Genomic DNA, 23,147 nt, shown 5'->3' on the forward strand with positions numbered 1-23,147 from the left:
TAGATGCGTTGGTCACGGCGGTAGCGCGGGCGGCGGTCGCGGGAGTCGACCTCGACTGGAACGCGTTCTATGGTCCGGCCGCCGAGCACGTCGACCTGCCCACCTACGCGTTCCAGCGGGAAAGCTACTGGCTGCGCGACAGTGGCGGCGGTGCCGACTTGACCGGCGCCGGGTTGACCGCCGCAGACCACCCGCTGCTGGGCGCGGTCGTGGTGCTGCCCGACGACTCTGGTGTGGTCTGTACCGGTCGTCTGTCGACGGCGGCGTCGCCGTGGCTTTCCGATCATGTTGTGCTCGGCCAGACTATTGTGCCCGGCACCGCGTTGGTCGAGCTCGCGATCACCGCGGGAGACCATGTCGGCTGCTCCACGTTGCGCGAACTCACCATCGAAGCACCCCTGGTCCTGCCCGAAACCGCTGCCGTGCAGATCCGGGTCATCGTGGGCGCCGACGACGGCTCGGGCGACCGGCCGGTCGCCGTCTACTCCGGTGACGACACTGGGTGGCCTCGCCACGCCTCGGGCCGAGTGTCGAGCGGCAGCCCGGTGCGGTCCGATGCGGAGATGGCGGTCTGGCCGCCGGCAAGGGCGGAGCCGGTGGACGTCGACGACGCCTATGCAGCCCTGGCCGCGCACGGCTACGCCTATGGTCCCGCGTTCCAGGGCGTACGGCGGGTCTGGCGGCGCGGCGAGGAGGTCTTCGCCGAGGTGGTGCTGCCCGAGGGTGGCGCCGAGCGGTTCGCGCTGCATCCAGCTCTGTTTGACGCCTGTCTGCACCCGCTGCTGATGACCGGCGGCTCCGGCGCGACGATCCTGCCGTTCGCCTGGCAGGACGTGGCGGTCCAGGCGGTCGGCGCAACCTCGGTTCGGGTGCGTCTCACGCGTCCCACTCCCGCGTCGCTGTCCCTGCAACTCGCCGACGCGGCCGGCAATCCGGTCGCCACAGTCGCCTCCCTCGCGGGGCGCCCGGTTACTGCCCAGCAGCTCGGCGACTCGTCCCGGTCCATGTATGCCCTGGACTGGCTCGCGGCGCCCGTCGCCACCGCCCCGAGCGCCGCGTCCCCGCAGGTCCTGCGGGTCACCGAGCCGGCCGACGGGCCGCTGTCGCTGCTCGCGGAGGTGCTCGGCGAGGTGCAGTGGTGGGTGGCCGACGACATCGACCCGGCCCGGCAGTTGCTCGTCGTGACCTCTGGCGCGGTCGCCGCCATTCCCGGCGAGCCGGTACGCCCCGCGATGGCGGCGGTGTGGGGCCTGGTCCGATCGGCGCAGGCGGAACATCCGGGTCGGCTGGTCCTCGTCGACGTCCCCGACGGCGCGCCGGTCGACCTGGCCGCCGCGGTGGGGCCGGAACCGCAGTTGGCCTGGCGGGACGGCGGCTGGCTGATGCCGCGCGTGGTCCGATCGGCGCCCGCCGAGGCCGAGCCGGTCTCCGCGCCGGACCTGACCGACGGCACGGTCCTGGTCACCGGCGGTACGAGCGGCCTCGGCGCGCTCGCCGCGCGGCACCTGGTGGCCCGGCATGGCGTACGGAATCTGCTGCTGGTGTCGCGACGGGGCGGGGCCGCTCCGGGCGTGCCGGAGCTGCTCGCCGAGCTGCGCGAGGCCGGGGCGGCGACGGTCAAGGTGCTGGCTGCGGACGTGGCCGACCCGGCCGAGCTGGCCGGCGTGCTGGCCACGGTCGACCCGCGGCATCGGCTGATCGGGGTGGTGCACGCGGCGGGAGTGCTCGACGACGGCATGGTCACCGCGCTCACGCCGCAGCGCCTGGCGGGCGTGTGGGGTCCGAAGGCGGGTGCCGCCGGAACGCTGCACGAGCTGACCGCAGGGCTGGACCTGCGCATGTTCGTGCTGTTCTCGTCGGCCGCCGGGGTGCTCGGCAACCCGGGCCAGGCGAGCTATGCCGCCGCCAACGCCTATCTGGACGGTCTGGCGCTGCTGCGCGGCTCACTCGGGCTGCCCGCGCTGTCGCTGGCGTGGGGGCTGTGGGACCAGTCGGGCGGGATCACGGAAGGGCTGAGCGTGGCCGACCGGTCGCGACTGGCCCGTTCCGGGGTGCGCCCGCTGTCGGCGGCCGAGGGACTGGCTCTCCTGGACGCTGCGCTGGCGGGCGACGCGCGGCTGCTCATCCCGATGGGGTTGCAGCCTCAGCAGCTAGCGGCGGAGCGTACCCCGCCGATCCTGCACGGTCTGGTCCCAGCGCGGCGCCGCATGGGGACCGCGACGGCGCTCGCGTCCGACGACAGCCTGCGCCAGCGCCTGGCGGGCCTGCCCGCCGACGCCTGGCACGCCGCCGTGCTGGACCGGGTACGCGCCGAAGCGGCACTCGTGCTGGCCCTGCCCTCGGCCCACGGCGTCCCCGCCGACCGGGAGTTCCAGGAGCTGGGCTTCGACTCGCTCACCGCCGTGGAGCTGCGCAGCCGGATGAAGGCGGCGACCGGGCTGGACCTGCCTCCGACGATGGTCTTCGCCTTCCCGACCGCCGCCGCGCTCGCCTCCGAGATCACCGCGCGGCTGCAAGCGGCACCACTGACCGGACCTTCAGCCGCGCCCGCGGCCCTGGCGGCGCCGGGCAGTATTACCGCGCTGTTCAAGGACGCCTGCCTGGCCGGGCGCATCCAAGACGGTGCCCAGCTGCTCATGGTCGCCTCCATGCTGCGGAAGGCCTTCACCGAACCCGTGCGGCTGGACCGCAGACCGGCGCCGGTGCGCCTGGCCCGGGGTCCGGCCACGCCGACGCTGATCTGCTTCCCGGCGTTCAGTGCGGTCTCCGGCGCGCACGAGTACGCCCGCTTCGCCGCCACCCTGCTCGACGTCCGCGGCGTGACGGCATTGCCGCAGCCCGGCTTCGACGACGGCGAACTGCTGCCCGCCTCGCTGGTCGCGCTGGCCCAGGTTCAGGCCGACGCGGTGCTGGCGGTGGCTGACGGGCAGGAGTTCGCGCTGCTGGGCCGTTCTGCCGGAGGCTGGGTGGCCAACATCGTCGCCCGCGAACTGGAGTCCCGCGGCGTACGGCCAGCGGCGGTGGTGCTGTTGGACACCTACCCCTGCGGCGGGGCCGGGCCGGCGCTGACCGCGATGACGCGGGGGATGCTGGAGCGCGACGGCGCGTACACCGTCGTCGACGACTACCGGCTCACCGCGATGGGCGGTTACACCCGGATCTTCCGGGAATGGAAGCCGGAGCACACGGCGGCGCCCACGCTGTTCGTCCGCGCCCGCGACCCGTACGCGATCGAGGAGTCCGACGGCACGTCGCTGCTGCTGGAGGGGTCCTGGGAGCTGGAGCACGCGCTGATCGACGTCCCGGGCAACCACTTTTCGATGCTCGAGGACCATTCGGACACCACAGCCCTGGCCGTGCACGAGTGGCTGCTCGCGCAGGGCTGACATGGGCTTGGTGAACATCGCCGCGGTCCGGGGCGGCACGGTGCGCACCGGGACCTCGTCCGGAGACGTCACCCTGGGCGCCGCGAAGAGGTTCCTGGTGGCGAGTTGGATCAAGGTGTCGGTGTACTTCGCTCCCGAGTGGCCTGTGGAAGGTGCCCACACAAAACCTGATCGGGTCGAGGCAGGACCGGTAGTAGTGGTGCTCCCGTCGTGGACCCGGCAACCGTAGCGCCTGGCGGCCGGCCCGTGGCCGGCCGCCAGGCGTCGACCGGTCAGGACCGGGTGAGCTTCACCGTCGTGGTGTTGTCCACCCTGACGTACTCGTCGTATTCGGCGTCGTAGCCGCGGGCCAGGGTGATGGCCTCGGCCAGGCCCTTGGCGAACGGGGTGGTGCCGCCCGGGACGGCCGCGGCCGTCCACGGGGTCGGGCTGCCCGGGGTGCAGTTCACCAGGGTGGAGAAGCTGCCGCGAACGAGCACCTTCCTGACGATCTGGGTGACATTGCCGTCAAGCGTCACCGCGCTGGGCAGGTTGCAGCTCACCGTGCCGTGCAGGACCGCGTTGCCGTTCACCCGGTGGGCGATGCCGTCGGTCGCCACGGCGAGTTCGAGTGCCAGCCGCTCGGGCGGTGCCGGGTTGGCGATGTGCACCTCGCCGCGGGCGGCCGCCGTGCCGCCCTCACAGTGCTGCTCGTAGGTGGCGTCGAAGGTCTGCACGTAGCCGTTCGGACCGAACACCGCGTTGATGACCGTGAAGCTGCCGGTCAGTTGGTTGCAGCCCCGCCCGTTGCCGGACAGGTCGAGGCCGGGGCCGGCCCCGTTGAACGGGTAGCGGGTCGCGGCCTGGTAGGTGCCCGGGGCCAACGCCGCGGTGCCGGGCGCGTCGAGGCTCAGAGACCACCAGTCGCCGTTGTAGCCGTCGATGCTCACCGTCACGCGGCTGTTGTCGACCGAGCCGTACGTGGTGAGTTGGTCGCCGGCGTCGGTGGAGTATGAATAGGAGTCGCCACCGGTGATGTAGTCACCGGGATCGCCGCTGAAGGAGACCGATCCGGACTCCACTGTCTGCGCCTGCGCAGGTGCCGCCAGGACCAACCCACCCGACACACCAATGATGGACAGGGCGGCTGCGAGCGCCGCCTTACGCCAGGATCCTTGCATCCCCGTTCCTCTCTGGTACGAGACAACCGCGCGGACGGTTGCCCGGCGGTCACTGTCAGCTCATTACGCCACGCATCGATTGTCATGTTCGACCGCTGCGACAGTTCGTACAAAGGGGAGCGTCAGTCACCAGTCGCCCGTACGGCCGCAATCCGGCGGGCGGTCGAGGCCGGGCGGTTAGCATCCGGGTTTCGACGAGAGGAGCCCAGATGACAGCGGCGGCCCAGACCCGGTTCGGTATCGTCGGCAGTGGCTGGCGGGGCGAGTTCTTCCTCCGCCTGGCTCGCCTCCTGCCGGAGCGGTTCCAGGTGACCGGCGTGGTCACCCGTACCGAATCGCGTGGTGCCGTGGTGACGGCCGAATGGGGCGTGCCGACCTTCCGCACGACCACCGACCTGCTCGCCCACGAGCGACCGGACTTCGTCATCGTGTCGGTGCCCTGGCCGGTGACGCCGGACGCGACAAGGGAGCTGGTCGCGGCCGGCGTGCCGGTGCTCGCCGAAACGCCGCCCGCCCCGGACCTGGCGGGGTTGCGGTCGCTCTGGGCCGACGTCGGCGGCAGCGGTCTGGTGCAGGTCGCCGAGCAGTACCTGTTGATGCCCGGGCACGCGGCCCGGCTGGGGTTGGTCCGCGCCGGGGTGCTCGGCGAGCCGACCTCGGTCCAGCTCTCCTCGACGCACCTCTACCACGCCGTCTCGCTGATCCGTGGTCTGCTCGGCGTCGGCTTCGACACCGCCGAGGTCAGCGCGCGGGCCTTCGTCGCACCGCTGGCGAACCCGCTGTCGCCGGCCGGTTGGCGGGGCGACAGCACCCCGGAGCAGCTCACCACCACCCTCGCGACAATCGATTTCGACGGGCGGATGGGCCTGTACGACTTCACCGACAACCAGTGGTGGAATCCGCTGCGCACCCGCCGACTGGTGGTCCGGGGGTCACTCGGTGAGCTGGTGGACGACCGGGTGGTCCGCCTGGTCGACCCGGAGACACCTGTGGAGTCGTCCCTGGTGCGTCGCCAGACCGGGCTCGACCTGAACCTGGAAGGGCTGGACCTGAAGCACATCAGCTTTGACGGCGTCGTCGTCTACCGCAATCCGTTCGTCGGCAGTGGGATGTCCGACGACGACATCGCGGTGGCGGACCTCCTCGCCCGTACCGGTGCCTGGGCGCGCGACGCGGGCCCGGCGCCGTACCCGCTGGCCGAGGCGTGTCAGGACCACCTGATCAGCCTCGCCGTCGAAGAATCGGTACGCACCGGCGGGCCGGTCGTCGCCACGACTCAACAGTGGGCACGGTAGGCCGACAGGGCTGCTGTCGTCTCCCCGACAGGCTGCAACCGTGCCTCCCGTTCGGGCGTGGCACAGGTAGTAATCGGCGCCCGGGACCAGCCGGGCTCACACGGGGAGAAGAAATGACTCACACCACTCGACGGACGTTGGCCGGCATCAGCGCCGCCGGACTGCTGGCCACCGTCCTCGGCGTCGCTGCCTCGGCACCGGCGACCGCCGCGCCCAGGGCCGCCGCCCTCGGCACCTGCAAGATCAGCACGCTGCCGTACCCGACCGACACCTACCGGGCCGACGCGAGCGTCATCGACCCGTCCGGCCGCTTCATCGCTGGCGACGGACTGCGCGAGACCGAGGACGGCAACCAGTACCTGCTGCTGTTCTGGGACGGGGATCGGCTCACCGAGGTCGAGGCACCGAGCATGGCGACCCCTGCCGACGTCAACGCCGACGGCGTCGTGATCGGCAACGGCTGGGGTGAGGGCGTCAACGGCCAGCCGTGGCGATACCGCAACGGGAAGGTCGAGCAACTGCCTGTGGTGCCGTCCGCAACGGGCATCTCCGTCACCGCCATCAACAAGGCCGGCGACATCGTCGGTCTCGGTACGGACGTCGACACCGGCGAGTACTTCGCGCTGCGCTGGCCGGCCGCCCGGCCGGGCACTGTCGAGGTGCTCGACGCCCCGGCCAATGCCCAGCCGCGAGGGATCACCGCGAACGGGACCATCGTCGGTACCGCCGGTGACTTCGGGTACTGGACCAGCTGGGTCCGCCGGCCGAACGGCCGGTACGACGCACTCACGGTCCCCGGCGCGCAGACGTCCTATGTCAGCGCAGCTGCCGGTCACTGGGCGATCGGCCATGTCGACCTGCCGGACAGCATCTGGGTGCCGGTGCGCTGGAACCTCCGGGACGGCTCGTACACGACGCTCGACCCGCAGTCGCCGTCGTTGGAGGACGTCAACGCCAAGGGCGTAGTGGTGGGCGCTGACCGCGTCGTGCGCGGCGCGACCTCCCGGGTGCTGCCGGGCGGCAGCGACGAGGTGGGCATCGGCGCGCGTTCGATCTCCGACACCGGCACGATCGTCGGGTTCCGCAACGGTGAGCGACTCACCCCGGTGCGCTGGACGGGCTGCTGAGCCGACCGGCGACGGCACCTGCCGACAACTGGAGCGGGCGAGCATCCGGAATGGATGCTCGCCCGCTTCACGCCCGTGCGCCTGGCGTTACGACCTCCGGGAGCCGGTGGTCCCGATCGCGTTGGCAGTGGCGTGGTCGGGCCGGTTGGTGCCGATGACGACCGCCACGATGCCGCCCGCGCAGCAGAGCAGGGTGAGCACCGCCGCGCTGACCGCGACGATCACGGCGCTCGTCTTGGCGGCGTTCGTCCGGGCCGTCGCCGGCGGGACGAGCGGATGACCCGGCATGGCCGTCGCCGGGAATCCGCCGCCAGCTGTCGGGTACGCGGCCCCCGAGAACGGTGGCTGCGGTGTCGCCGCGAACGGACGGCTCGGCGGCGCGGCGTTCGACTGCTGGGAATGGTGCGGCCCGACAGGGGGCTGGGGGTGGGTCACCGTACTCCTTGACGCCTCGGTACCTGCGGTGCGAGAACTCCATCGACGCTACCGTGCGTGGCCGATGGCTCGGTCGTCGTGCCGGAGGATGCCGCGCCGGTTGCGGTCAGTGAAGGGACAGCACGGCGGCGGTGCGGACCAACCCGTCGGCCACCGCGAAACGGCCCGTGATCGATGCCGGCGGGTCGTCGACCCCCGCCTCGTGCAGCCGGGCCGGTGCGATCCGGGCGGTGAACGTGCCCGCGTCCGGATCGATGTCGAGCCGGGCGTCGAGGAAATCCAACCAGGTCCCGACGACCGGATGCCAGACCTTGTAGACGGTCTCCTTCGCACTGAACAGCACGATCGGCCAGTAGATGTCGTCGGGCAGCCGCGCGCAGTCGGCCTCCTCCTCGGGCAGCAGCACGAGTCGGCGTACCCCAGGACTGATCTCCCGGTGCTGCTCGGCGTCCATGCCGACGGACCGGATGTCGCTTGTGTGCGCCGCGGCGGCGGCGCAGTAGCCGGCGGTGTGGGTGATGGTGCCGACCACCCCGGCCGGCCAGACCGGAGCCCGGTCGGCGGCGGCCGGCACGGCGGTCGGTGGCAGGCCGAGCGCGGTGAGTGCCCGGCGGGCGCAGACCCGCCCGGCGGTGAAATCCCGGCGACGGGACTCCACGGCCTGGTCGCTGAGGCACGCCTGCTCGGCGGCGAGCAGCTCGCCCACCCAGTCGTTCGGCCCAGCGACGGCCACCGCGACGGTCGACGGCAGTAGGTCATACATCGCGCTGGCCTACCTGTTGGTAGGAATGGCGCATCGGGCCGACAGTCAAATTTCCGACTCCCACAACCGGAGAAGGTACCGCAAGGATGTAACACCGGAGGGCCGCGTATCGCCCTCTCTGATGGCTCCGGGGGGACCACCATCGAACCTTGGCCGGGCGCTGCCGCCGGTCAGTCCCGTGGACATTGGAAGGACGTGCGATGACCGATGGTGCCGAACGGGCGGGGACGCGGGCCGATGATCACGCCCCGAAAACCCCCTGCTGGAGCTGCGGCTCCTGCGGTGACGAGTGGCCGTGCGCGACGAAGCGCAGCCGGTTGCTCGCCGAGTACGGCAGTGACCGGGCAATGCTCAGCGTCTATCTGGGCTCCTGCCTCGCCGCCGCCGCCGAGGATCTGCGTACCGCCCCGGTGATGTCGCTTCAGGACCGGTTCATCGGCTGGCTGCCCCGCGGCCCGCGGCGCGGCTGACCCGCTGGTGGCCCCGCCGTCGGGCGGAGGCCACCAGCGCGGCCGGACGCCTCAGCGCCGCCTGGGCCGCCGGGTCACCGCGAAACCCACCACGCCGGCCACCGCGGCGAGCACGCCGCCGATGCCGGTCCAGACCCAACGCGAGCCGAGATCCGGCAACCAGCCCGCGAGCGGGTCACTCTCGTCGTCGGCATCCGGGTCCACCGGGGGTACGGCGTTGAGCACCGTGCCCGCCTCGGTGTTCGGCACCAGTGGTGCGGCCAACTCACCGTCGTCGGCCGAGGCGCCCCGATCGGCGATGGTGCCGACCAGCAGGTCCACGTCGATCGGCGCGCCCAGATCCGGCTCCGGCAGGTCGATCACGGAGAGCCGGACCACGTACGAACCGGGCAGCGGGTCGGCCGACCAGGGCTCGGCCCACTGTCGCACCTCGCGCAGTGTGCAGCCGAGCGCCACGCTCGTCGCCGCGGCGTCCACGGTCGGGGTCTGCGCCCCCGCCGTGCAGGCCTGACGTCGACGTAGCCCGTCGAAGACGTCGACCGTCCAGGTGGATGCGCCGCTGCGTCCCTTCGGGAAGGTGACGGTGGCGCTGATCTCCTGTACCTGGCCGGCGGTCGCCGGGAACGACCAGTACAGGTGGTCGCCGATCGAGGCGTCCACCCGCACGGGTTGCCCGGCGGTGATCGGGGTGGCGCTGAGGAACGACGTGCCGGCCCGGTTCACCGGGGTGGCCCCGGGGGAGGGGGTCGGCGCGGCGGCGGCCGGGGCAGGGAGGAGCGCGGCCCCGCCGGCGGTAAGCAGTGCCGCCAGCGAACGCATCAGTGCGGTACCCATCAGTTCTCCCTCCAGGTGGCGACCCACCAGCGGGTGAGCAGGCCAGCGAGCAGGCCGGCGAGCAGCCCGACGATGGTGAGCAGGGCGAGCAGGACCCAACCCCGGCCGAGGTCCGGTCCGTTCGGCGCGGGCGTGGCGGCGACCACGTCGATGGTCAACTCCACGGGCAGGCCCGGAGTCGCCGCGGTGCCGGGACGCGGAGCGAACGAGTTGCTCACCACCAGGCAGACGGTGGTGGGTTCGACGACCGGGGCGGCGCTCTCGTCGGTCTTCGCGGCGTCCTCGTCGTCGGCGGTGGCGGACCAGCGCAGCCCGGCGGAGAGCACGTCGGCTCGCCCGCTGCCGGCGTCCGCGCCGCGGACCAGCTCACGGCCGTCCGCCGCGGTGGCCCGCAGCAGCACCCCGTAGTCCCGGTTGACCGCCCGGTCCAGCGCCATGCTCACCGAGGCCCGAAGCTCCTGCCCGGGGCGTACCGGCACCCGGTAGTAGCGGTGCTCGGAGAACGCCTCCCGGTCGGCGTAGACGCCGGGGGCGAGTAGTGGCGCCGCCGCGCAGGCGTTCGCGCCACCGACGACCGTCGGTGCCCGGGTGTTGGTGTCGGCGGCGCGCTCGACGAGCTGCTTGATCCGGCCGGTCAGCTCCTCGGCGCTCTGGGCGGCGGTGTAGGTGCCGCCGGTCGCGCTGGCGATGCAGAGCAGTTGCCGCCGGACCTTCTCGTCAGGGGCCAGGCCGAGGGTGTCGACGACCAGGCTGGTGCCCTGGGCGGCCAGTTCGCGGGCCACCTCGCACGGGTCCGGCGGTGCGCAGGTGTCCTCCCCGTCGGTGATCAGCACGATCCGTCTGGTGGTGGCCCCGGTGCCCAGGTCCTGCGCTGCCGAGCGCAGGGCGAGGCCGACCGGCGTGAACCCGGTCGGCCGCAGCGTCGCCACCGCGGCCTTCGCCGCGGAGCGGTCCACCGGCCCGACCGGCACGATCTGCTGGGTGTCCTGGCAGCCGACCTTCTTGTCCTTGCCGCGGTAGGTGGCGCCGAGCACCCGGATGCCGAGCTGGGTGTCCTCCGGCAGTGCGTCCACCACCTCGTTGAAGGCCTGCTGGGCCACCGAGATCCGGCTGCGTCCGTCGATGTCGGCGGCGCGCATCGAGCCGCTGACATCGAGGACGAGTTCAACCCGGGGCGGTTCGGGCACCTGCTCCTCGCCGGCCCGTGCGGGGACCGGCCCGGTCAGCGCGGTGGTCGCCAACAGTCCGAGCAGGACAGCCGCCGATCGTTTGAAGTTGATCACGGCCCGCAGTGTAGTGAGATCCACTTTGGATGATCACTTGGGTTGGTGCACTTTCCAGTAGGGCCGTCCCCGGCCGCGTCGACGGGCGTCGCCTACCGCTCGGCGTCGCGGGTTGGGTCCACGCCGGCTCACCCTAGGTCAACTGTTCGATGGCAAATATCGGCTTGGCCGCTATCGGTCGGAAATCTGACTTAAGTCGACCCGTTGTGCCGGTGGTGCGCGGTGGTTAAGCTCTTGATGCGCGCCCCAATCGCCCGCTTCCCCCGTGGCAGGCGATCGGGGCGCGCGTCTTTGTCAGAAGGGCCCGCACGCTTCGGCGTGCGGGCCCTTCTCCGTCGCGCTGTGCGGCGCGTCGCCTGTCGGTGCTTATATCCACCGGCCGTCGAGCCACATCCGGGACAACCAGTCCGCATACGGGATGCTCTTGCCGACGAAGATCGGATAAAAGTACGCGAAGCAGATCCCCACCAGCAGCACGTACGCCCCGGCCGCGACGCTGCCCACCAGTCGGCGTTCGTAACTCGGATCGCCGGGCACCAGCGGCGCCACCGTACCCACCTCACCACCGGCGGGCGCGATCAGCACGCCCAGCACGTACACCACGGCCAGCACCAGGAAGGGCAACGCCGGCGCGGCGTAGAACGAGAACATCGTCCGGCCGTCGAGGGCGAACCAGAACCACGGCAGCAGCCCGGCGGCCACGGTGAGCAGGATCGCGCCGGCCCGCCAGTCGCGACGGGCCAGGCCCAGCCAGGCCAGCGCCGCCAAGGCGGGCAGGAACGACCACCAGAGCAGCGGGGTGCCCAGCAGGAGGATCTCGGAGGCGCAGGTCGGTGCGCCGCAGGCGACGTCACCGGACCAGTGGAACGCCACCGGTCGGCCGAGCAGCAGCCACTGCCACGGCCACGACTGGTATTTGTGCGCGTCGTCGAGCTGGGCGTGGAAGCCGTACGCCGCCCGGTGGTACTCGAAGAGGTTGATCAGCGGGCCGATCACCGGGCGGTCGCTGAGCGGGGCGGCCGGGTACGCCGAGGCGAGCCGGTAGTAGCCGTCGTCGGTGATCAGCCAGCCCGACCAGGTGGCGAGATAGGTGCCGACCATGAGCACGCCGGCCAGCACCAGCCAGGGCAACTCCTCGACCAGGGCGTTCCGCCAGGGCCGGCGGACCCCCGCCGAGCGGCGTACGCCGACCTCCCAGAAGAGGACAAGCAGCGCGAAGGCCGGGACGAAGTACAGGGCGCTCCACTTCACCGCGCAGGCGCAGCCGATCAGCACGCCGGCTGCCAACCGCCACCACGGCCAGTTGCGCCAACCGGTGGGCGGTCGGCCGGCACGGCCCGGCTGGGTCGGGTCGAGCCCGTCGTCGAGCGCCCGCCCCCAGCGGCGACGGCGGGCGTCCCGATCGAGCACCAACGCGCCGAACGCGGCGAGCACGAAGAAGAGCAGGAAGATGTCGAGCAGCGCTGCCCGGGACAGCACCAGGTGGAAGCCGTCCAGGGCGAGCAGCAGGCCGGCGGCGCAGCCGAGCACCGTCGAGCGGAACATCCGTCGACCGATGCGGACCAGCAGCAACACCGACAGCGTGCCGATCACGGCCGCCGAGAACCGCCAGCCGAACTCCGGCGCGGTGGTCATCAGGTGCCCGGGGACCGAGACCTTCGAGTCGGCGTCCTGATAGCCGAAGGCCCACTCGCCGAGGCCGATCAGCCACTTGCCGAGCGGTGGGTGCACGACGTACGACGGGCCGTTGTCCTTGTAGTTCCACTCCACGCCACGGGAGATCAGCCCGTAGCCGTCCTTGGCGTAGTACGTCTCGTCGAAGATCTTGCCCTTGATGCCGGACAGCCAGACGAAGCGCAGGATCGCCGCGATGGCCACGACCACCGCGGTGGCCGCCCAGGAGAACCGGTCCGCCTGGGTGTCGATGGTGGCGAACCGTCGCCGGATCTGGGCGGGCACGCCGCCGGAATCGGCAGCCGGTGCCGGCGGCTCCTGGTGGGGGCTGGGCTCGTCCGGCACCGCGACCATCTTGGCAGGATCGGCGCTGGGGCTCTGCGCAGTCGACGCACTCGTCACCCGGCGATCGTAGGCTGCCAAGGTGCCCGGTGGCGCCCGTCGTCCCCGATACCGGTACTCGCTGTCGATGAAGGAGACGAATTCGTGGGTGAAATGTCCGAAGCTGGGCGCCTGATCCTGCTCGGTGCCCCGCTCGGCAACCCCGCCGACGCCTCGGCCCGCTTTCGGGAGGTGCTGAGCAGCGCCGACGTGGTCGCGGCCGAGGACACTCGCCGGCTCACCCGGCTGGCCCGCGATCTCGACATCACCGTCGGCGGTCGCATCGTCTCCTACTTCGAGGGCAACGAGGAGCGGCGTACCCCCGAGCTGGTCGAGGTCATCCTCGGCGGCTACGTGGTGGCACTCGTCACCGACGGGGGGATGCCGAGCGTCTCCGACCCCGGCTACCGGCTGGTCCGGGCCGCCTTGGAGGTCGGGGCGCCGATCACCGTCGCGCCCGGGCCGAGCGCCGTCACCACCGCACTGGCGGTGTCCGGGCTGCCCTGCGACCGGTTCTGCTTCGAGGGCTTCCTGCCCCGCACCCCCGGCTCCCGCCGATCACGGCTGCGCGCCCTCGCCGCCGAGGAGCGCACGCTTGTCTTCTTCGAAGCCCCGCACCGGATCGGCGCGGCGCTCACCGACCTGGCCGACACGTTCGGCGCGGATCGGCCCGCCGCGCTCTGCCGCGAGCTCACAAAGACCTACGAGGAGGTGCTCCGCCGCCCGCTCGGCGAGCTGGCCCGGTGGGCGGCCGAGGGCGACCCGCGCGGTGAGATCACCCTGGTCGTGGCCGGAGCGCCGGTCACAACCCGGGAACGCCCCGACGACGACACCCTGCGTGCGGCGGTTGCCGAACGGGAGGCCGCCGGCCGGTCCCGCCGCGACGCCATCACCGACGTCGCCACCGAGTACGCGCTGCGCCGCCGGGACGTCTACACGATCGTGCACAGCTGACCGAGGCACCCGGCCGTGCCGGACGGCGGTTTCACCAGGCGGCGGCCAGGAAACCGACGGTGATCAGCACCGGGCCGGTGACGGCGAGGGCCACGGCCCAGCGACGGTGCCGGCGGCCGGGCAGCCGGGCCGACCCGGTGCACCTGACGATGGCGGCGGTGCAACCAAGCACCACCAGCAGGCCGGGCAGCCAGCGCAGGTGCCGGACCAGTCCGGTGTCCGCGTACGCGGTGCCGCCGTCCCGGCCGGTCATCCGGGCCGGTAACGGTGTGCCGGTCGCCTCCGCTCCGGCGGGTACGCCGCTGACCCGCACCCCGTGCGCGATGAACCGTCCGTCCTGCGCCGTGAAGATCCCCCGACACCGCAGGGTGAGCCCGCCGCCGGCGCACTCGGCGATCACCACAGTGCCCACCCGCGCGTGCCCGACCGCCAACCAGAACGGGCCGGCGCTGACCCAGGCGAAGAAGGCGGTGACCAGGGTCAACGTCACAAGCGCGGCGAGCCCGGGCAGTGGATCCGGCGGGACGGCCCGGCTCGCGCGACGCCGCGCCGGGCGTGCGTAGCGGTCGCGCTCCGCCGACGGGTCCGCCCGGACCGGGGTGCCGTCCCAGTGCACCTGCTCGATGGGTGCCCAGAAAGCGCCGTCGTCCTCCGGTTGGTCGTCCCCGGGCCGGCGACCTCCTTGCCGGCTGTTCTGTTGCCGGACGGGCACCCGGCTCGGCACCGCGTCCACCGGCGCCCCGGTGGTCGGCTCGACCTCGACGGCCTCCGCGCCAGTCGGCGGGACCGGCGGGGCGGGCCGGGCCGGGCTGGGCGTCGGTGCGGCCGGGGCCGGCCGGACCGGGCTGGGCGTCGGTGCGGCCGGCGTGGGCCGGACCGGTGTGGCGGCGAGATTCGCGGGGTCGTCGCGCCCCGCCTCGGCGGCCCGTCCGCCGGGCGCGGGCCGCCGTGCCGGTTGCGGGTCGGCGGCGGGGCCCGGTCGGGGGGCTGGACCCGATCGGGGGGCGGGGCCCGGCCGGGGCGCTGGGCTCGGTCGCGGCGCGGCACCCGGGTCGACGGCGGGCACCGGCCGGGGCTGGGGCGCGACCCCGCCACCGCGGGATACGGCCGGTTCGGGGTCGCCGCCCACCGTCGGGCCGGTGGAAGGGTCCTCGTGGTCCCGCGCCGCTCGTCTGCCAGTCACGAGGTTCATTGCACACCGCTCGGGAGGGCGTACCAGGCAGTTGAACCGCGTGTCGGCGACAAATCGGACCAAAGGCCGGGGTGGTCGGCCCGGTCCGTCGGCCCGGCACCCCCTATTGGTTCGCGGGCGCGCCGGACGGGTCACTAGGCTTGCTGCTCATGAGTCACGTTCTCGCGGCAGTGGCCTGGCCGTACGCCAACGGCCCCCGCCACATCGGCCACGTCTCCGGTTTCGGCGTTCCCTCCGACGTCTTCGCCCGGTACATGCGGATGGCCGGCCACGACGTGCTCATGGTCTCCGGCACCGACGAGCACGGCACCCCCATCCAGGTGCAGGCCGACGCCGACGGGGTGACCCCGCGCGAGCTGGCCGACAGGTACAACAGGGTGATCGTCGAGGACCTGCACGGCCTCGGTCTCTCCTACGACCTCTTCACCCGCACCACCACCCGCAACCACTACGCGGTGGTGCAGGAGCTGTTCGAGGGGATGTACCGCAACGGCTACATCGTGCCGAAGACCACCATGGGCGCCATCTCGCCGTCCACCGGGCGCACCCTGCCCGACCGCTACATCGAGGGCACCTGCCCGATCTGCGGATACGACAGCGCGCGCGGCGACCAGTGCGACAACTGCGGCAACCAACTCGACCCGATCGACCTGATCAACCCGAAGTCGCGGATCAACGGGGAGACCCCGAAGTTCGTCGAGACCGAGCACTTCTTCCTGGACCTGCCCGCCCTGGCCGAGGTGCTGCGGCAGTGGCTGGACACCCGGGACGGGTGGCGACCCAATGTGCTGCGGTTCTCCCGCAACCTGCTCGACGACCTCCAGCCCCGGGCGATCACCCGTGACCTGGAGTGGGGCGTGCCGATCCCGCTCGACGGCTGGCGCGACAGGTCGGACAAGCGGATCTACGTGTGGTTCGACGCGGTGATCGGCTACCTGTCCGCCTCGATCGAGTGGGCCCGCCGCTCCGGCGACCCGGAGGCGTGGCGGAAGTGGTGGTCGACCGACGGGGAGGGCAAGGACGCCCGGTCCTACTACTTCATGGGCAAGGACAACATCGTCTTCCACTCGGTGATCTGGCCGGCCCTGCTCTCCGGCTACTCCGGCGAGGGCTCCCGCGACGGCGAGCCCGGCCAGCTGGGCAGGCTCAACCTGCCCACCGAGGTCGTCTCCAGCGAATACCTGACCATGGAGGGGCGTAAGTTCTCCTCGTCCCGCAAGGTGGTCATCTACGTCCGCGACTTCCTGGAACGCTACGACGCCGACGCGCTGCGCTACTTCATCGCCGCCGCCGGCCCGGAGAGCAACGACACCGACTTCACCTGGGCCGAGTTCCTCCGCCGCAACAACGACGAGCTGGTCGCCGGTTGGGGCAACCTGGTCAACCGGTGCGTCTCGATGGCGGCGAAGAACTTCGGCGCGATCCCGCCGGTCGACCCGGCCGGGCTCACCGAGGCCGACGAGGCGCTGCTCGCCACGGCCCGCGCCGGCTTCGCAGGAGTCGGCGACCTGATCGGCCGACACCGGCAGAAGCAGGCAATCGGTGAGGCGATGAAGGTGGTCGCCGAGGCCAACAGGTACCTCTCCGAGCAGGCCCCGTGGAAGCTCAAGGACGAGGCGGACAAGCCCCGGATGGGCACCATCCTGCACGTCGCCCTCCAGGTGATCAGCGACGCCAACACGCTGCTCACCCCGTTCCTGCCACACTCCGCGCAGCAGGTGCACGAACTGCTCGGCGGCACCGGCGTGCACGCGCCGATGCCCGTCATCGAGCAGGTCGACGACCTGGACGGTGGCCCGTCGTACCCGGTGCTGACCGGCGACTACACAGTCGGGGCGCGCTGGGAGTCGGTGCCGATCGAGGCGGGTCGGCCGTTGGCCGCGCCGAAGCCGGTGTTCCGCAAGCTCGACCCGTCGATCGTCGACGAGGAGCTGGCCCGGCTGGCCGACTGACCGGACGACACCCCGGGCGGCAGTTGAGCCTGCCGCCCGGGGGGCGTCACATCGCGTACCTGGTGTCCATCACCTGGTCGTCGGTCACCTCGGCGCCCGGCGCCCAGGCCTCGTAGACCCCCCGTTCCTGGCACTGCGCGCCGGTCGCGACCACCGCGTCCGGGTTCGGGTAACGCAGCCGCACCCGCAACCAGCCAGCCTCATCCCGGAGCACCAGGCACGCCGCGCCCCGCCAGGTGGCGAACCGGACCCGGCGGGCCACAGCGCTCACCGGGTAACGGGCCGCCCGGGTCATCGCCAGTACCCGGAACCCGTCGGGCAGGTCCGCCACCGCCTCGTACTCGTTGTCGCCGTACCAACCGACGAGTTGGGTGGCGCGCGGCACGTCGGCGTTCGGCACGTACTCCTGGTCCGGCGAGAGGCCCGGCACCCCGGCCAGCAGGTGCCGCCACTGCGGACCCACCATCCGCAGCCAACCGCGCTGCTCGGCCTGGTAGGTGTAGAGCACCACCTCCACCCCCTCCGCCGGATAGGCGATCAGGGCGGCGTTCGCCGGCATCGGCAGGTCGGCGAAGTCGCGGGTGATGAACTCCGGGACGAGCTGACCGTTGCTCGGCACGAAACCGGTGCCCAGCACCGGCGCGCCGAGCCGGTCCCGGGATCCCAGCGCGGTCAGGCCACGGTGTGCCTCGCCCACCGGCACGTCGTAGTCGCCCGGGTCGGACGCCCGCCAGCGCAACGCGTACGCCACCTCCGGACCGTCCCTGCCGACCTCCCCGTCGGTACGCAGCACTGTCGTCGTCGCCGGTGTCCGCAGATGTGCCACGTCATGCTCGCGGTAACAGAAGCCGTGCGGCAACCGGCCCCGCAGGTGCCCGACGAGCTGCTGGGCGGAGAGCACCTTCACCATCCGGGTGCCCCGCCGGACCACCGCCGACGCCCGTGCCGCGGCCAGCATCGGGTCACCGGCCGCGGCCGGCTGCTGGCTGAGCTGGTGCAGGTACGCCCAACCCCGCTCCCGGTGCGCGGGCATCATCAGCGGCGACTCCGGCTCGTCGGCGGGCTCCGCGACGCCGTGCACAGCTGTCACCTCGGTGACGTGCACGAACCGGTGCCACGGCAGGGCACTGCCCGGCCTGGGCGCCCACTCGAAGCCGGCCACCTCGTCGGCGCTGAACAACTCGTACGCGGCGCCTCGGGCGATCTCCTCGGCCGGGTAGACGCCCCCGCCGAACGCCACGTGCAGCCCGGTGCGTTCTTCGGGCGTGACGCTCACGCCGCCGCCTCGCTGCGCTCGGCAGCAGCGCGAGCCGCGACGCTGCTGTACCTGCTGGTTCGCTCGCTGCGCTCGCTCACGCGGCGACGGTAGAGTCGCGCGGCGTAGTCGGGGTGAACGTCGGGTGGCGGGCAGATGGACAGGCCCGGTGTGTGATGCTGTCGCTGATGAGCGAGCCCACTGAATCCCGTCGAGAGCGTGCCGCCCGGCGGGCCGGAGAGTTTCCGCCCGCCCCCGAGCCGCTGCCCCGGCCGGTACTGGACAGCCACACCCACCTGGACATCACGGTCAGCGAGGCCGGTGTGCCCGGCGGCGGGCCGGCCGACGACCCGGTCGGTGTGGCGATCGCGTTGGCCACCAAGGTCGGCGTGGACCGGCTGGTCCAGGTCGGGGTCGACGTCGAGTCGTCCCGGTGGGGAGCGGACACCGCCGAGGCGTATCCCGCCGTGCTGGCCACCGTGGCGCTGCATCCCAACGAGGCGCCGCGCCTCGGCGACCTCGACGAGGCGCTGCGGGAGATCGAGTCGCTGGCCGCCCGGGACCGGGTCCGGGGGATCGGCGAGACCGGCATGGACTTCTTCCGGACCGGCGACGAGGGGCGGGCCGCCCAGGAGGCAAGCTTCCGGGCGCACATCGCCATCGCCAAGCGGTACGCCAAGACGCTTGTCATCCACGACCGGGACGCCCACGCCGACGTGCTGCGGATCCTCGACGACGAGGGTGCACCGGACACGGTGGTGCTGCACTGCTTCTCCGGTGACGCCGAGTTCGCCAGCGAGTGCGTCCGCCGCGGCTACCTGCTCAGCTTCGCCGGCACCGTCACCTTCGGCAGTGCCACCGCGCTGCGGGAGGCGGCCGCGCTCACCCCGGTGGAGCAGATGCTGGTGGAGACCGACGCCCCGTACCTCACGCCGACCCCGCACCGGGGCCGGCCGAACGCGTCGTACCTGATCCCGCTCACCGTCCGCGCGCTCGCCGCGACCACCGGCACCGACCTGGACGAGCTGTGCGCGGCGATCTCCGCCACCGGTGACCGGGCCTTCGGCCCGTGGTGAGCCCGGCCCGACGGCCGGCCCGGACGCCGCAGTTACGCTGCCCGTCATGACCGGTCTCCTCGGCCCGGCGGAGATCCGGGAACTCGCCGCCCGGCTGGGCGTCGCGCCCACCAAGAAGCTGGGCCAGAACTTCGTGCACGACCCGAACACCGTGCGCCGGATCGTCACCGCAGCCGGGCTGACCCCCGACGATGTGGCGCTGGAGGTCGGCCCCGGGCTCGGTTCGCTGACGCTCGGCCTGCTGCCGGCAGCCGGGCACGTGCACGCCGTGGAGATCGACCCGGTGCTCGCCGGGGCGTTGCCGGAGACCGTCGCCCAGCGCGCCGGCGCGGACGCCGGCCGCCTCACCGTGCACCGTGCCGACGCGCTGCGCATCGCCCCCGCCGAGCTGGCCGACCCGCCACCGACCGCGCTGGTGGCGAACCTGCCCTACAACGTGGCAGTGCCCGTGGTGCTGCACCTGCTCGCCGTGCTGCCCACCCTGCGGCACGGCCTGGTGATGGTGCAGAAGGAGGTCGCCGACCGGCTCGTCGCCGGTCCCGGCTCCAAGGTGTACGGCATCCCGTCGGTCAAACTCGCCTGGTACGCCCAGGCCCGCAGCGCCGGCAAGGTGCCCCCGAACGTGTTCTGGCCGGTGCCGAACGTCGACTCCGGTCTGGTCGCCTTCAGCTGTCACCCGCCACCCCGAGCCGACGTACCCCGGGAGCAGGTCTTCGCCGTTGTCGACGCGGCGTTCGCGCAGCGCCGCAAGACGCTGCGCGCCGCCCTGGCCGGCTGGGCCGGCGGCCCGGACCGGGCCGCCGCCGCCCTCACCCGGGCCGGCGTGGACCCCGGCGCCCGGGGGGAGTCCCTGACCGTCGAGCAGTTCGCCGCCATCGCCGCGTCGGCTTCGCTCGGTACGCGTACCGCGAAGTAGGCTGACGCCGTGCCCGCCGAGGAGCTGATCTTGCGCAAGTCGTTCGACATCCGTCCGCGCGTCCGGGACCTCGCCCCGTGACCGAGGCCTGGCGACCGGACGGCGAGGACGAGCGGCGCGGGGCCATCGGTCCGGTGAAGGTCCGGGTGCCGGCGAAGGTCAATCTGCACCTCGGGGTGGGCCCGCTGCGCCGGGACGGCTACCACGAGCTGAACACCGTCTACCACGCCATCTCGATCTACGACGAGTTGACCGCCCGTCGGGGTGACACGCTCGCCCTGACCATGGAGGGCGAGGGCACCGGCGAGCTGGCGCTTGACGACAGCAACCTGGCGATCCGCGCGGCGCACGCCCTCGCCGGGTACGCGGGGGTGCTGCCGCACGCCCGGCTGCACCTGCGCAAGCAGATCCCGCTCGCCGGTGGGCTCGCCGGTGGCAGCGCCGACGCGGCTGCCGCCCTGGTGGCCTGCGACGCGCTCTGGGGCACCGGGCTGTCCCGCGACGAGCTGGCCGGGATCGCCGCCGACCTGGGCTCCGACGTGCCGTTCCTGATCTACGGTGGCACCGCGCTGGGCACCGGCCGGGGCGAGGCGATCAGCCCGGTGCTGGTCCGCCCCACCTCCTGGCACTGGGTGGTGGCGTTCGCCGACGGTGGCCTGTCCACCCCCGCCGCGTACCGCGAGTTGGATCGGCTGCGCGACTCGGGTGCCGCCGGTGCCCCGCTGGGCTCCACCGACGCCCTGTTGGGCGCGTTGCGCCAGCGCGACCCCCGGGTGCTGGCCCGGACGCTCGGCAACGACCTCCAGGACGCCGCGCTGGCCATGCGCCCGGCGCTTGCCGACACGCTCAAGGCCGGTGAGGCTGCCGGCGCGCTCACCGGCATCGTCTCCGGCTCCGGCCCGACCTGCGTGTTCCTCGCCGCCGACGCGGCCGACGCGGAGCGGATCGCCGCCGAGCTGAACGCTGCTGGTGTGTGTCGGGAGGCGCGGGTCGCGCACGGTCCGGTCGCCGGCGCGCGCGTCGGCTGACGGCACGTCCCGCCGTCCTGCCGGCGCGCGGCGCGGGCGGCACGGGCGTCCGCGTACCCTTGGGTCAGGCGTCCAGGTGCCCGCCGGCACCCGGACGCCTTGATCATGAAGGGTGGAACGTGGCGAACATCGTCAATCTGGACCGGGTGTCCAAGGGGTACGGCGCAGCAGGGCGGCTGCTCACGGACGTCTCGCTCGGCCTGGACGACGCCGACCGGATCGGCGTGGTCGGCCTCAACGGCGCCGGCAAGTCCACCCTGCTGCGGCTGCTCACCAAGCAGGAGGACCCCGACGACGGCCGGGTGACCCACCGCCGTGACCTGCGCGTGCTCTGGCTGCCCCAGCAGCTCACCCTCGCGCCCGACGCCACCGTCCGGGATGTCGTGCTCGGCACCGCCTGGCTGGACGAGGGCATGGGCGCCGAGCACGAGTGGGCCGGCGACGCCGGGGTGCGCGCCATCCTCGACGGCCTCGGCATGCCGCACCTCGGCCTCGACCAGCCGGTCGGTCCGATGTCCGGTGGCGAACGGCGGCGGGTGGCGCTCGCCGCGCTCCTCGTCCGCGACTCCGACCTGCTGATTCTCGACGAGCCGACAAACCACCTCGACGTCGGCGGTGTCGACTGGCTGGCCCGGCACCTGGTCGGCCGCAAGGGTGCCCTGGTGGTGGTCACCCACGACCGGTGGTTCCTCGACGCTGTCTGTACCAACACCTGGGAGGTCGCGGACCAGACCGTCCGCGCCTACGAGGGCGGCTTCGCCGCCTGGACCCTGGCCCGCGCCGAGCGCGAGCGCGTCGCCGCCGCGACCGAGGCCCGCCGGCAGAACCTGCTCCGCAAGGAGATCGCCTGGCTGCGCCGTGGGCCGCCGGCCCGGACCTCCAAGCCGCAGTTCCGCATCGACGCAGCGAACGCGCTGATCGCCGACGTGCCACCGGCCCGGGACACCATGTCCCTCCAGCGGATGGCCGTCTCCCGGCTCGGCAAGCAGGTGTACGAGCTGGAGAACGTCGAGCTGCACGCCGGCCCCAAGGAGATCCTGCGCGACGTCACCTGGCTGGTCGGCCCGGGTGACCGGATCGCCATCCTCGGTGCCAACGGCGCCGGCAAGACCACGCTGCTGCGGATGCTCGCCGGCATCACCCGCCCCGACGGTGGTCGCCTCGGCACCGGCTCCACGGTACGGCCCGCGTTCCTGTCGCAGGAGCTCAGCGAGCTGCCGGGGCACCTGCGGGTGCTCGAGGCCGTCGAGGAGGTCGCCCGTCGGGTGCAGCTCGGCGACCGGGAGGTCTCCGCGTCCCAGCTCGCCGAGGTGTTCGGCTTCGACGACCGGCGGCTCTGGACCCCGGTCAGTGACCTCTCCGGTGGGGAACGCCGTCGGTTGCAGATGCTGCGGTTGCTCGCTGGCGAGCCCAACGTGCTGCTCTTCGACGAGCCCACGAACGACCTGGACACCGACACCCTCGCCGCGCTGGAGGACCTGCTCGACTCGTGGCCCGGCACGATCATCGTGGCGAGTCACGACCGCTACCTGATCGAGCGGGTCACCGACACCGCGTACGGGATGTTCGGCGACGGCCGGCTGGTGCACCTACCGGGCGGCGTCGACGAGTACCTCGCCCGGACCGCGGAGCGGGCCGGCTCGGCTCGGGCGGGCGGCACGTCGCCCTCCGCGCCCGCTGCCGCCCCGGGCGGCGGCATGTCCGCAGCCGAGGTCCGTCAGGCCCGCAAGGAGCTGACCCGGCTGGAACGACAGCTCGGCAAGCTCGACCAACGCGAGACCAGCCTGCTCGACCAGCTCGCGGCGGACGCCACCGACTATGCCCGGGTCGCCGACCTGGACGCTCAGCTCAAGGATCTGCGCGCCGAGCGGGAGCGGATCGAGGAGACCTGGATGACGCTCGCCGAGGAGCTTCCCGAGAGCTGACCGGGCCCGGCCACGCCGGCCCGGGGGCCGTGTGCGGCGTC

19 protein-coding genes are annotated in these 23,147 nt (G+C 72.7%); 11 read left to right on the forward strand and 8 right to left on the reverse strand.

Annotated elements, in window-relative coordinates; all coding sequences use genetic code 11:
* The coding region (locus AB0B85_RS28120) for a type I polyketide synthase (protein ID WP_357411978.1) at positions 1–3,386 on the forward strand (3,386 nt) is incomplete at its 5' end.
* Between the two features lies 1 nt (position 3,387).
* Complete coding sequence (locus AB0B85_RS28125) at positions 3,388–3,615, forward strand: hypothetical protein (protein WP_357411979.1); 228 nt, start codon at positions 3,388–3,390, stop codon at positions 3,613–3,615.
* Between the two features lie 43 nt (positions 3,616–3,658).
* Here AB0B85_RS28125 and AB0B85_RS28130 read toward each other — a convergent pair whose 3' ends face one another.
* Positions 3,659–4,546 (reverse strand): hypothetical protein, encoded by an 888-nt coding sequence (locus AB0B85_RS28130; RefSeq protein WP_357411980.1) that lies wholly within the window; start codon positions 4,544–4,546, stop codon positions 3,659–3,661.
* A gap of 209 nt (positions 4,547–4,755) precedes the next feature.
* Here AB0B85_RS28130 and AB0B85_RS28135 point away from each other — a divergent pair, with 209 nt between their 5' ends.
* Together AB0B85_RS28135 and AB0B85_RS28140 are read left to right on the forward strand one after the other, a co-directional pair.
* Positions 4,756–5,841: a Gfo/Idh/MocA family oxidoreductase gene (locus AB0B85_RS28135; RefSeq protein ID WP_357411981.1), complete on the forward strand. Its 1,086-nt coding sequence runs from the start codon at positions 4,756–4,758 to the stop codon at positions 5,839–5,841.
* A gap of 113 nt (positions 5,842–5,954) precedes the next feature.
* Entirely contained in the window at positions 5,955–6,968 is a 1,014-nt protein-coding gene (locus AB0B85_RS28140) for a hypothetical protein (protein ID WP_357411982.1), read from the forward strand.
* A gap of 87 nt (positions 6,969–7,055) precedes the next feature.
* Here the strand turns inward: AB0B85_RS28140 and AB0B85_RS28145 are convergent, their stop codons facing one another.
* Positions 7,056–7,403 carry a hypothetical protein gene (locus tag AB0B85_RS28145; RefSeq protein WP_357411983.1) on the reverse strand — a complete coding sequence of 116 codons (348 nt, stop codon included), beginning with the start codon at positions 7,401–7,403 and terminating at the stop codon, positions 7,056–7,058.
* A 106-nt stretch (positions 7,404–7,509) separates the two neighbouring features.
* Positions 7,510–8,166, reverse strand: coding sequence for a 4'-phosphopantetheinyl transferase superfamily protein (locus tag AB0B85_RS28150; RefSeq protein WP_357411984.1), 657 nt, complete (start codon positions 8,164–8,166; stop codon positions 7,510–7,512).
* Positions 8,167–8,366: 200 nt separating this feature from the next.
* Here AB0B85_RS28150 and AB0B85_RS28155 point away from each other — a divergent pair, with 200 nt between their 5' ends.
* Positions 8,367–8,636, forward strand: coding sequence for a hypothetical protein (locus tag AB0B85_RS28155; protein WP_357411985.1), 270 nt, complete (start codon positions 8,367–8,369; stop codon positions 8,634–8,636).
* A gap of 51 nt (positions 8,637–8,687) precedes the next feature.
* On the opposite strand, the gene AB0B85_RS28160 is transcribed toward AB0B85_RS28155, so the two are convergent.
* The 3 genes from AB0B85_RS28160 to AB0B85_RS28170 all read right to left on the reverse strand — a co-directional run bounded on the left by AB0B85_RS28160 (position 8,688) and on the right by AB0B85_RS28170 (position 12,781).
* Positions 8,688–9,455: a peptidase gene (locus AB0B85_RS28160; RefSeq protein WP_357412024.1), complete on the reverse strand. Its 768-nt coding sequence runs from the start codon at positions 9,453–9,455 to the stop codon at positions 8,688–8,690.
* Between the two features lie 14 nt (positions 9,456–9,469).
* Positions 9,470–10,753: a VWA domain-containing protein gene (locus AB0B85_RS28165; protein ID WP_357411986.1), complete on the reverse strand. Its 1,284-nt coding sequence runs from the start codon at positions 10,751–10,753 to the stop codon at positions 9,470–9,472.
* A 366-nt stretch (positions 10,754–11,119) separates the two neighbouring features.
* Positions 11,120–12,781 carry a phospholipid carrier-dependent glycosyltransferase gene (locus AB0B85_RS28170; protein ID WP_357412025.1) on the reverse strand — a complete coding sequence of 554 codons (1,662 nt, stop codon included), beginning with the start codon at positions 12,779–12,781 and terminating at the stop codon, positions 11,120–11,122.
* Positions 12,782–12,913: 132 nt separating this feature from the next.
* Between AB0B85_RS28170 and rsmI the strand changes: the two genes are divergently transcribed.
* Positions 12,914–13,762, forward strand: coding sequence for a 16S rRNA (cytidine(1402)-2'-O)-methyltransferase (gene rsmI / locus AB0B85_RS28175; RefSeq protein ID WP_357411987.1), 849 nt, complete (start codon positions 12,914–12,916; stop codon positions 13,760–13,762).
* A gap of 31 nt (positions 13,763–13,793) precedes the next feature.
* Here the strand turns inward: rsmI and AB0B85_RS28180 are convergent, their stop codons facing one another.
* Positions 13,794–14,945, reverse strand: a complete 1,152-nt coding sequence (locus tag AB0B85_RS28180; RefSeq protein ID WP_357411988.1) for a hypothetical protein — start codon at positions 14,943–14,945, stop codon at positions 13,794–13,796.
* A 158-nt stretch (positions 14,946–15,103) separates the two neighbouring features.
* Here AB0B85_RS28180 and metG point away from each other — a divergent pair, with 158 nt between their 5' ends.
* Complete coding sequence (gene metG / locus AB0B85_RS28185; RefSeq protein ID WP_357411989.1) at positions 15,104–16,906, forward strand: methionine--tRNA ligase; 1,803 nt, start codon at positions 15,104–15,106, stop codon at positions 16,904–16,906.
* A gap of 46 nt (positions 16,907–16,952) precedes the next feature.
* Here metG and AB0B85_RS28190 read toward each other — a convergent pair whose 3' ends face one another.
* A complete protein-coding gene (locus AB0B85_RS28190) occupies positions 16,953–18,182 on the reverse strand; it encodes a hypothetical protein (protein WP_357411990.1) in 1,230 nt (409 codons plus the stop codon).
* A 155-nt stretch (positions 18,183–18,337) separates the two neighbouring features.
* Between AB0B85_RS28190 and AB0B85_RS28195 the strand changes: the two genes are divergently transcribed.
* From AB0B85_RS28195 to AB0B85_RS28210, 4 genes are all read left to right on the forward strand, one after another.
* Positions 18,338–19,237 carry a TatD family hydrolase gene (locus AB0B85_RS28195; protein ID WP_357411991.1) on the forward strand — a complete coding sequence of 300 codons (900 nt, stop codon included), beginning with the start codon at positions 18,338–18,340 and terminating at the stop codon, positions 19,235–19,237.
* Between the two features lie 46 nt (positions 19,238–19,283).
* Positions 19,284–20,153: a 16S rRNA (adenine(1518)-N(6)/adenine(1519)-N(6))-dimethyltransferase RsmA gene (gene rsmA, locus AB0B85_RS28200; protein ID WP_357411992.1), complete on the forward strand. Its 870-nt coding sequence runs from the start codon at positions 19,284–19,286 to the stop codon at positions 20,151–20,153.
* A gap of 77 nt (positions 20,154–20,230) precedes the next feature.
* Positions 20,231–21,181, forward strand: coding sequence for a 4-(cytidine 5'-diphospho)-2-C-methyl-D-erythritol kinase (locus AB0B85_RS28205; protein WP_357411993.1), 951 nt, complete (start codon positions 20,231–20,233; stop codon positions 21,179–21,181).
* 119 nt (positions 21,182–21,300) lie between these two features.
* Positions 21,301–23,106, forward strand: a complete 1,806-nt coding sequence (locus AB0B85_RS28210) for an ABC-F family ATP-binding cassette domain-containing protein (protein ID WP_357411994.1) — start codon at positions 21,301–21,303, stop codon at positions 23,104–23,106.
* The last annotated feature ends 41 nt before the right edge of the window (positions 23,107–23,147 follow it).

The sequence above is a fragment of the Micromonospora sp. NPDC049044 genome (genome assembly GCF_040649215.1).
Classification (GTDB): domain Bacteria; phylum Actinomycetota; class Actinomycetes; order Mycobacteriales; family Micromonosporaceae; genus Micromonospora.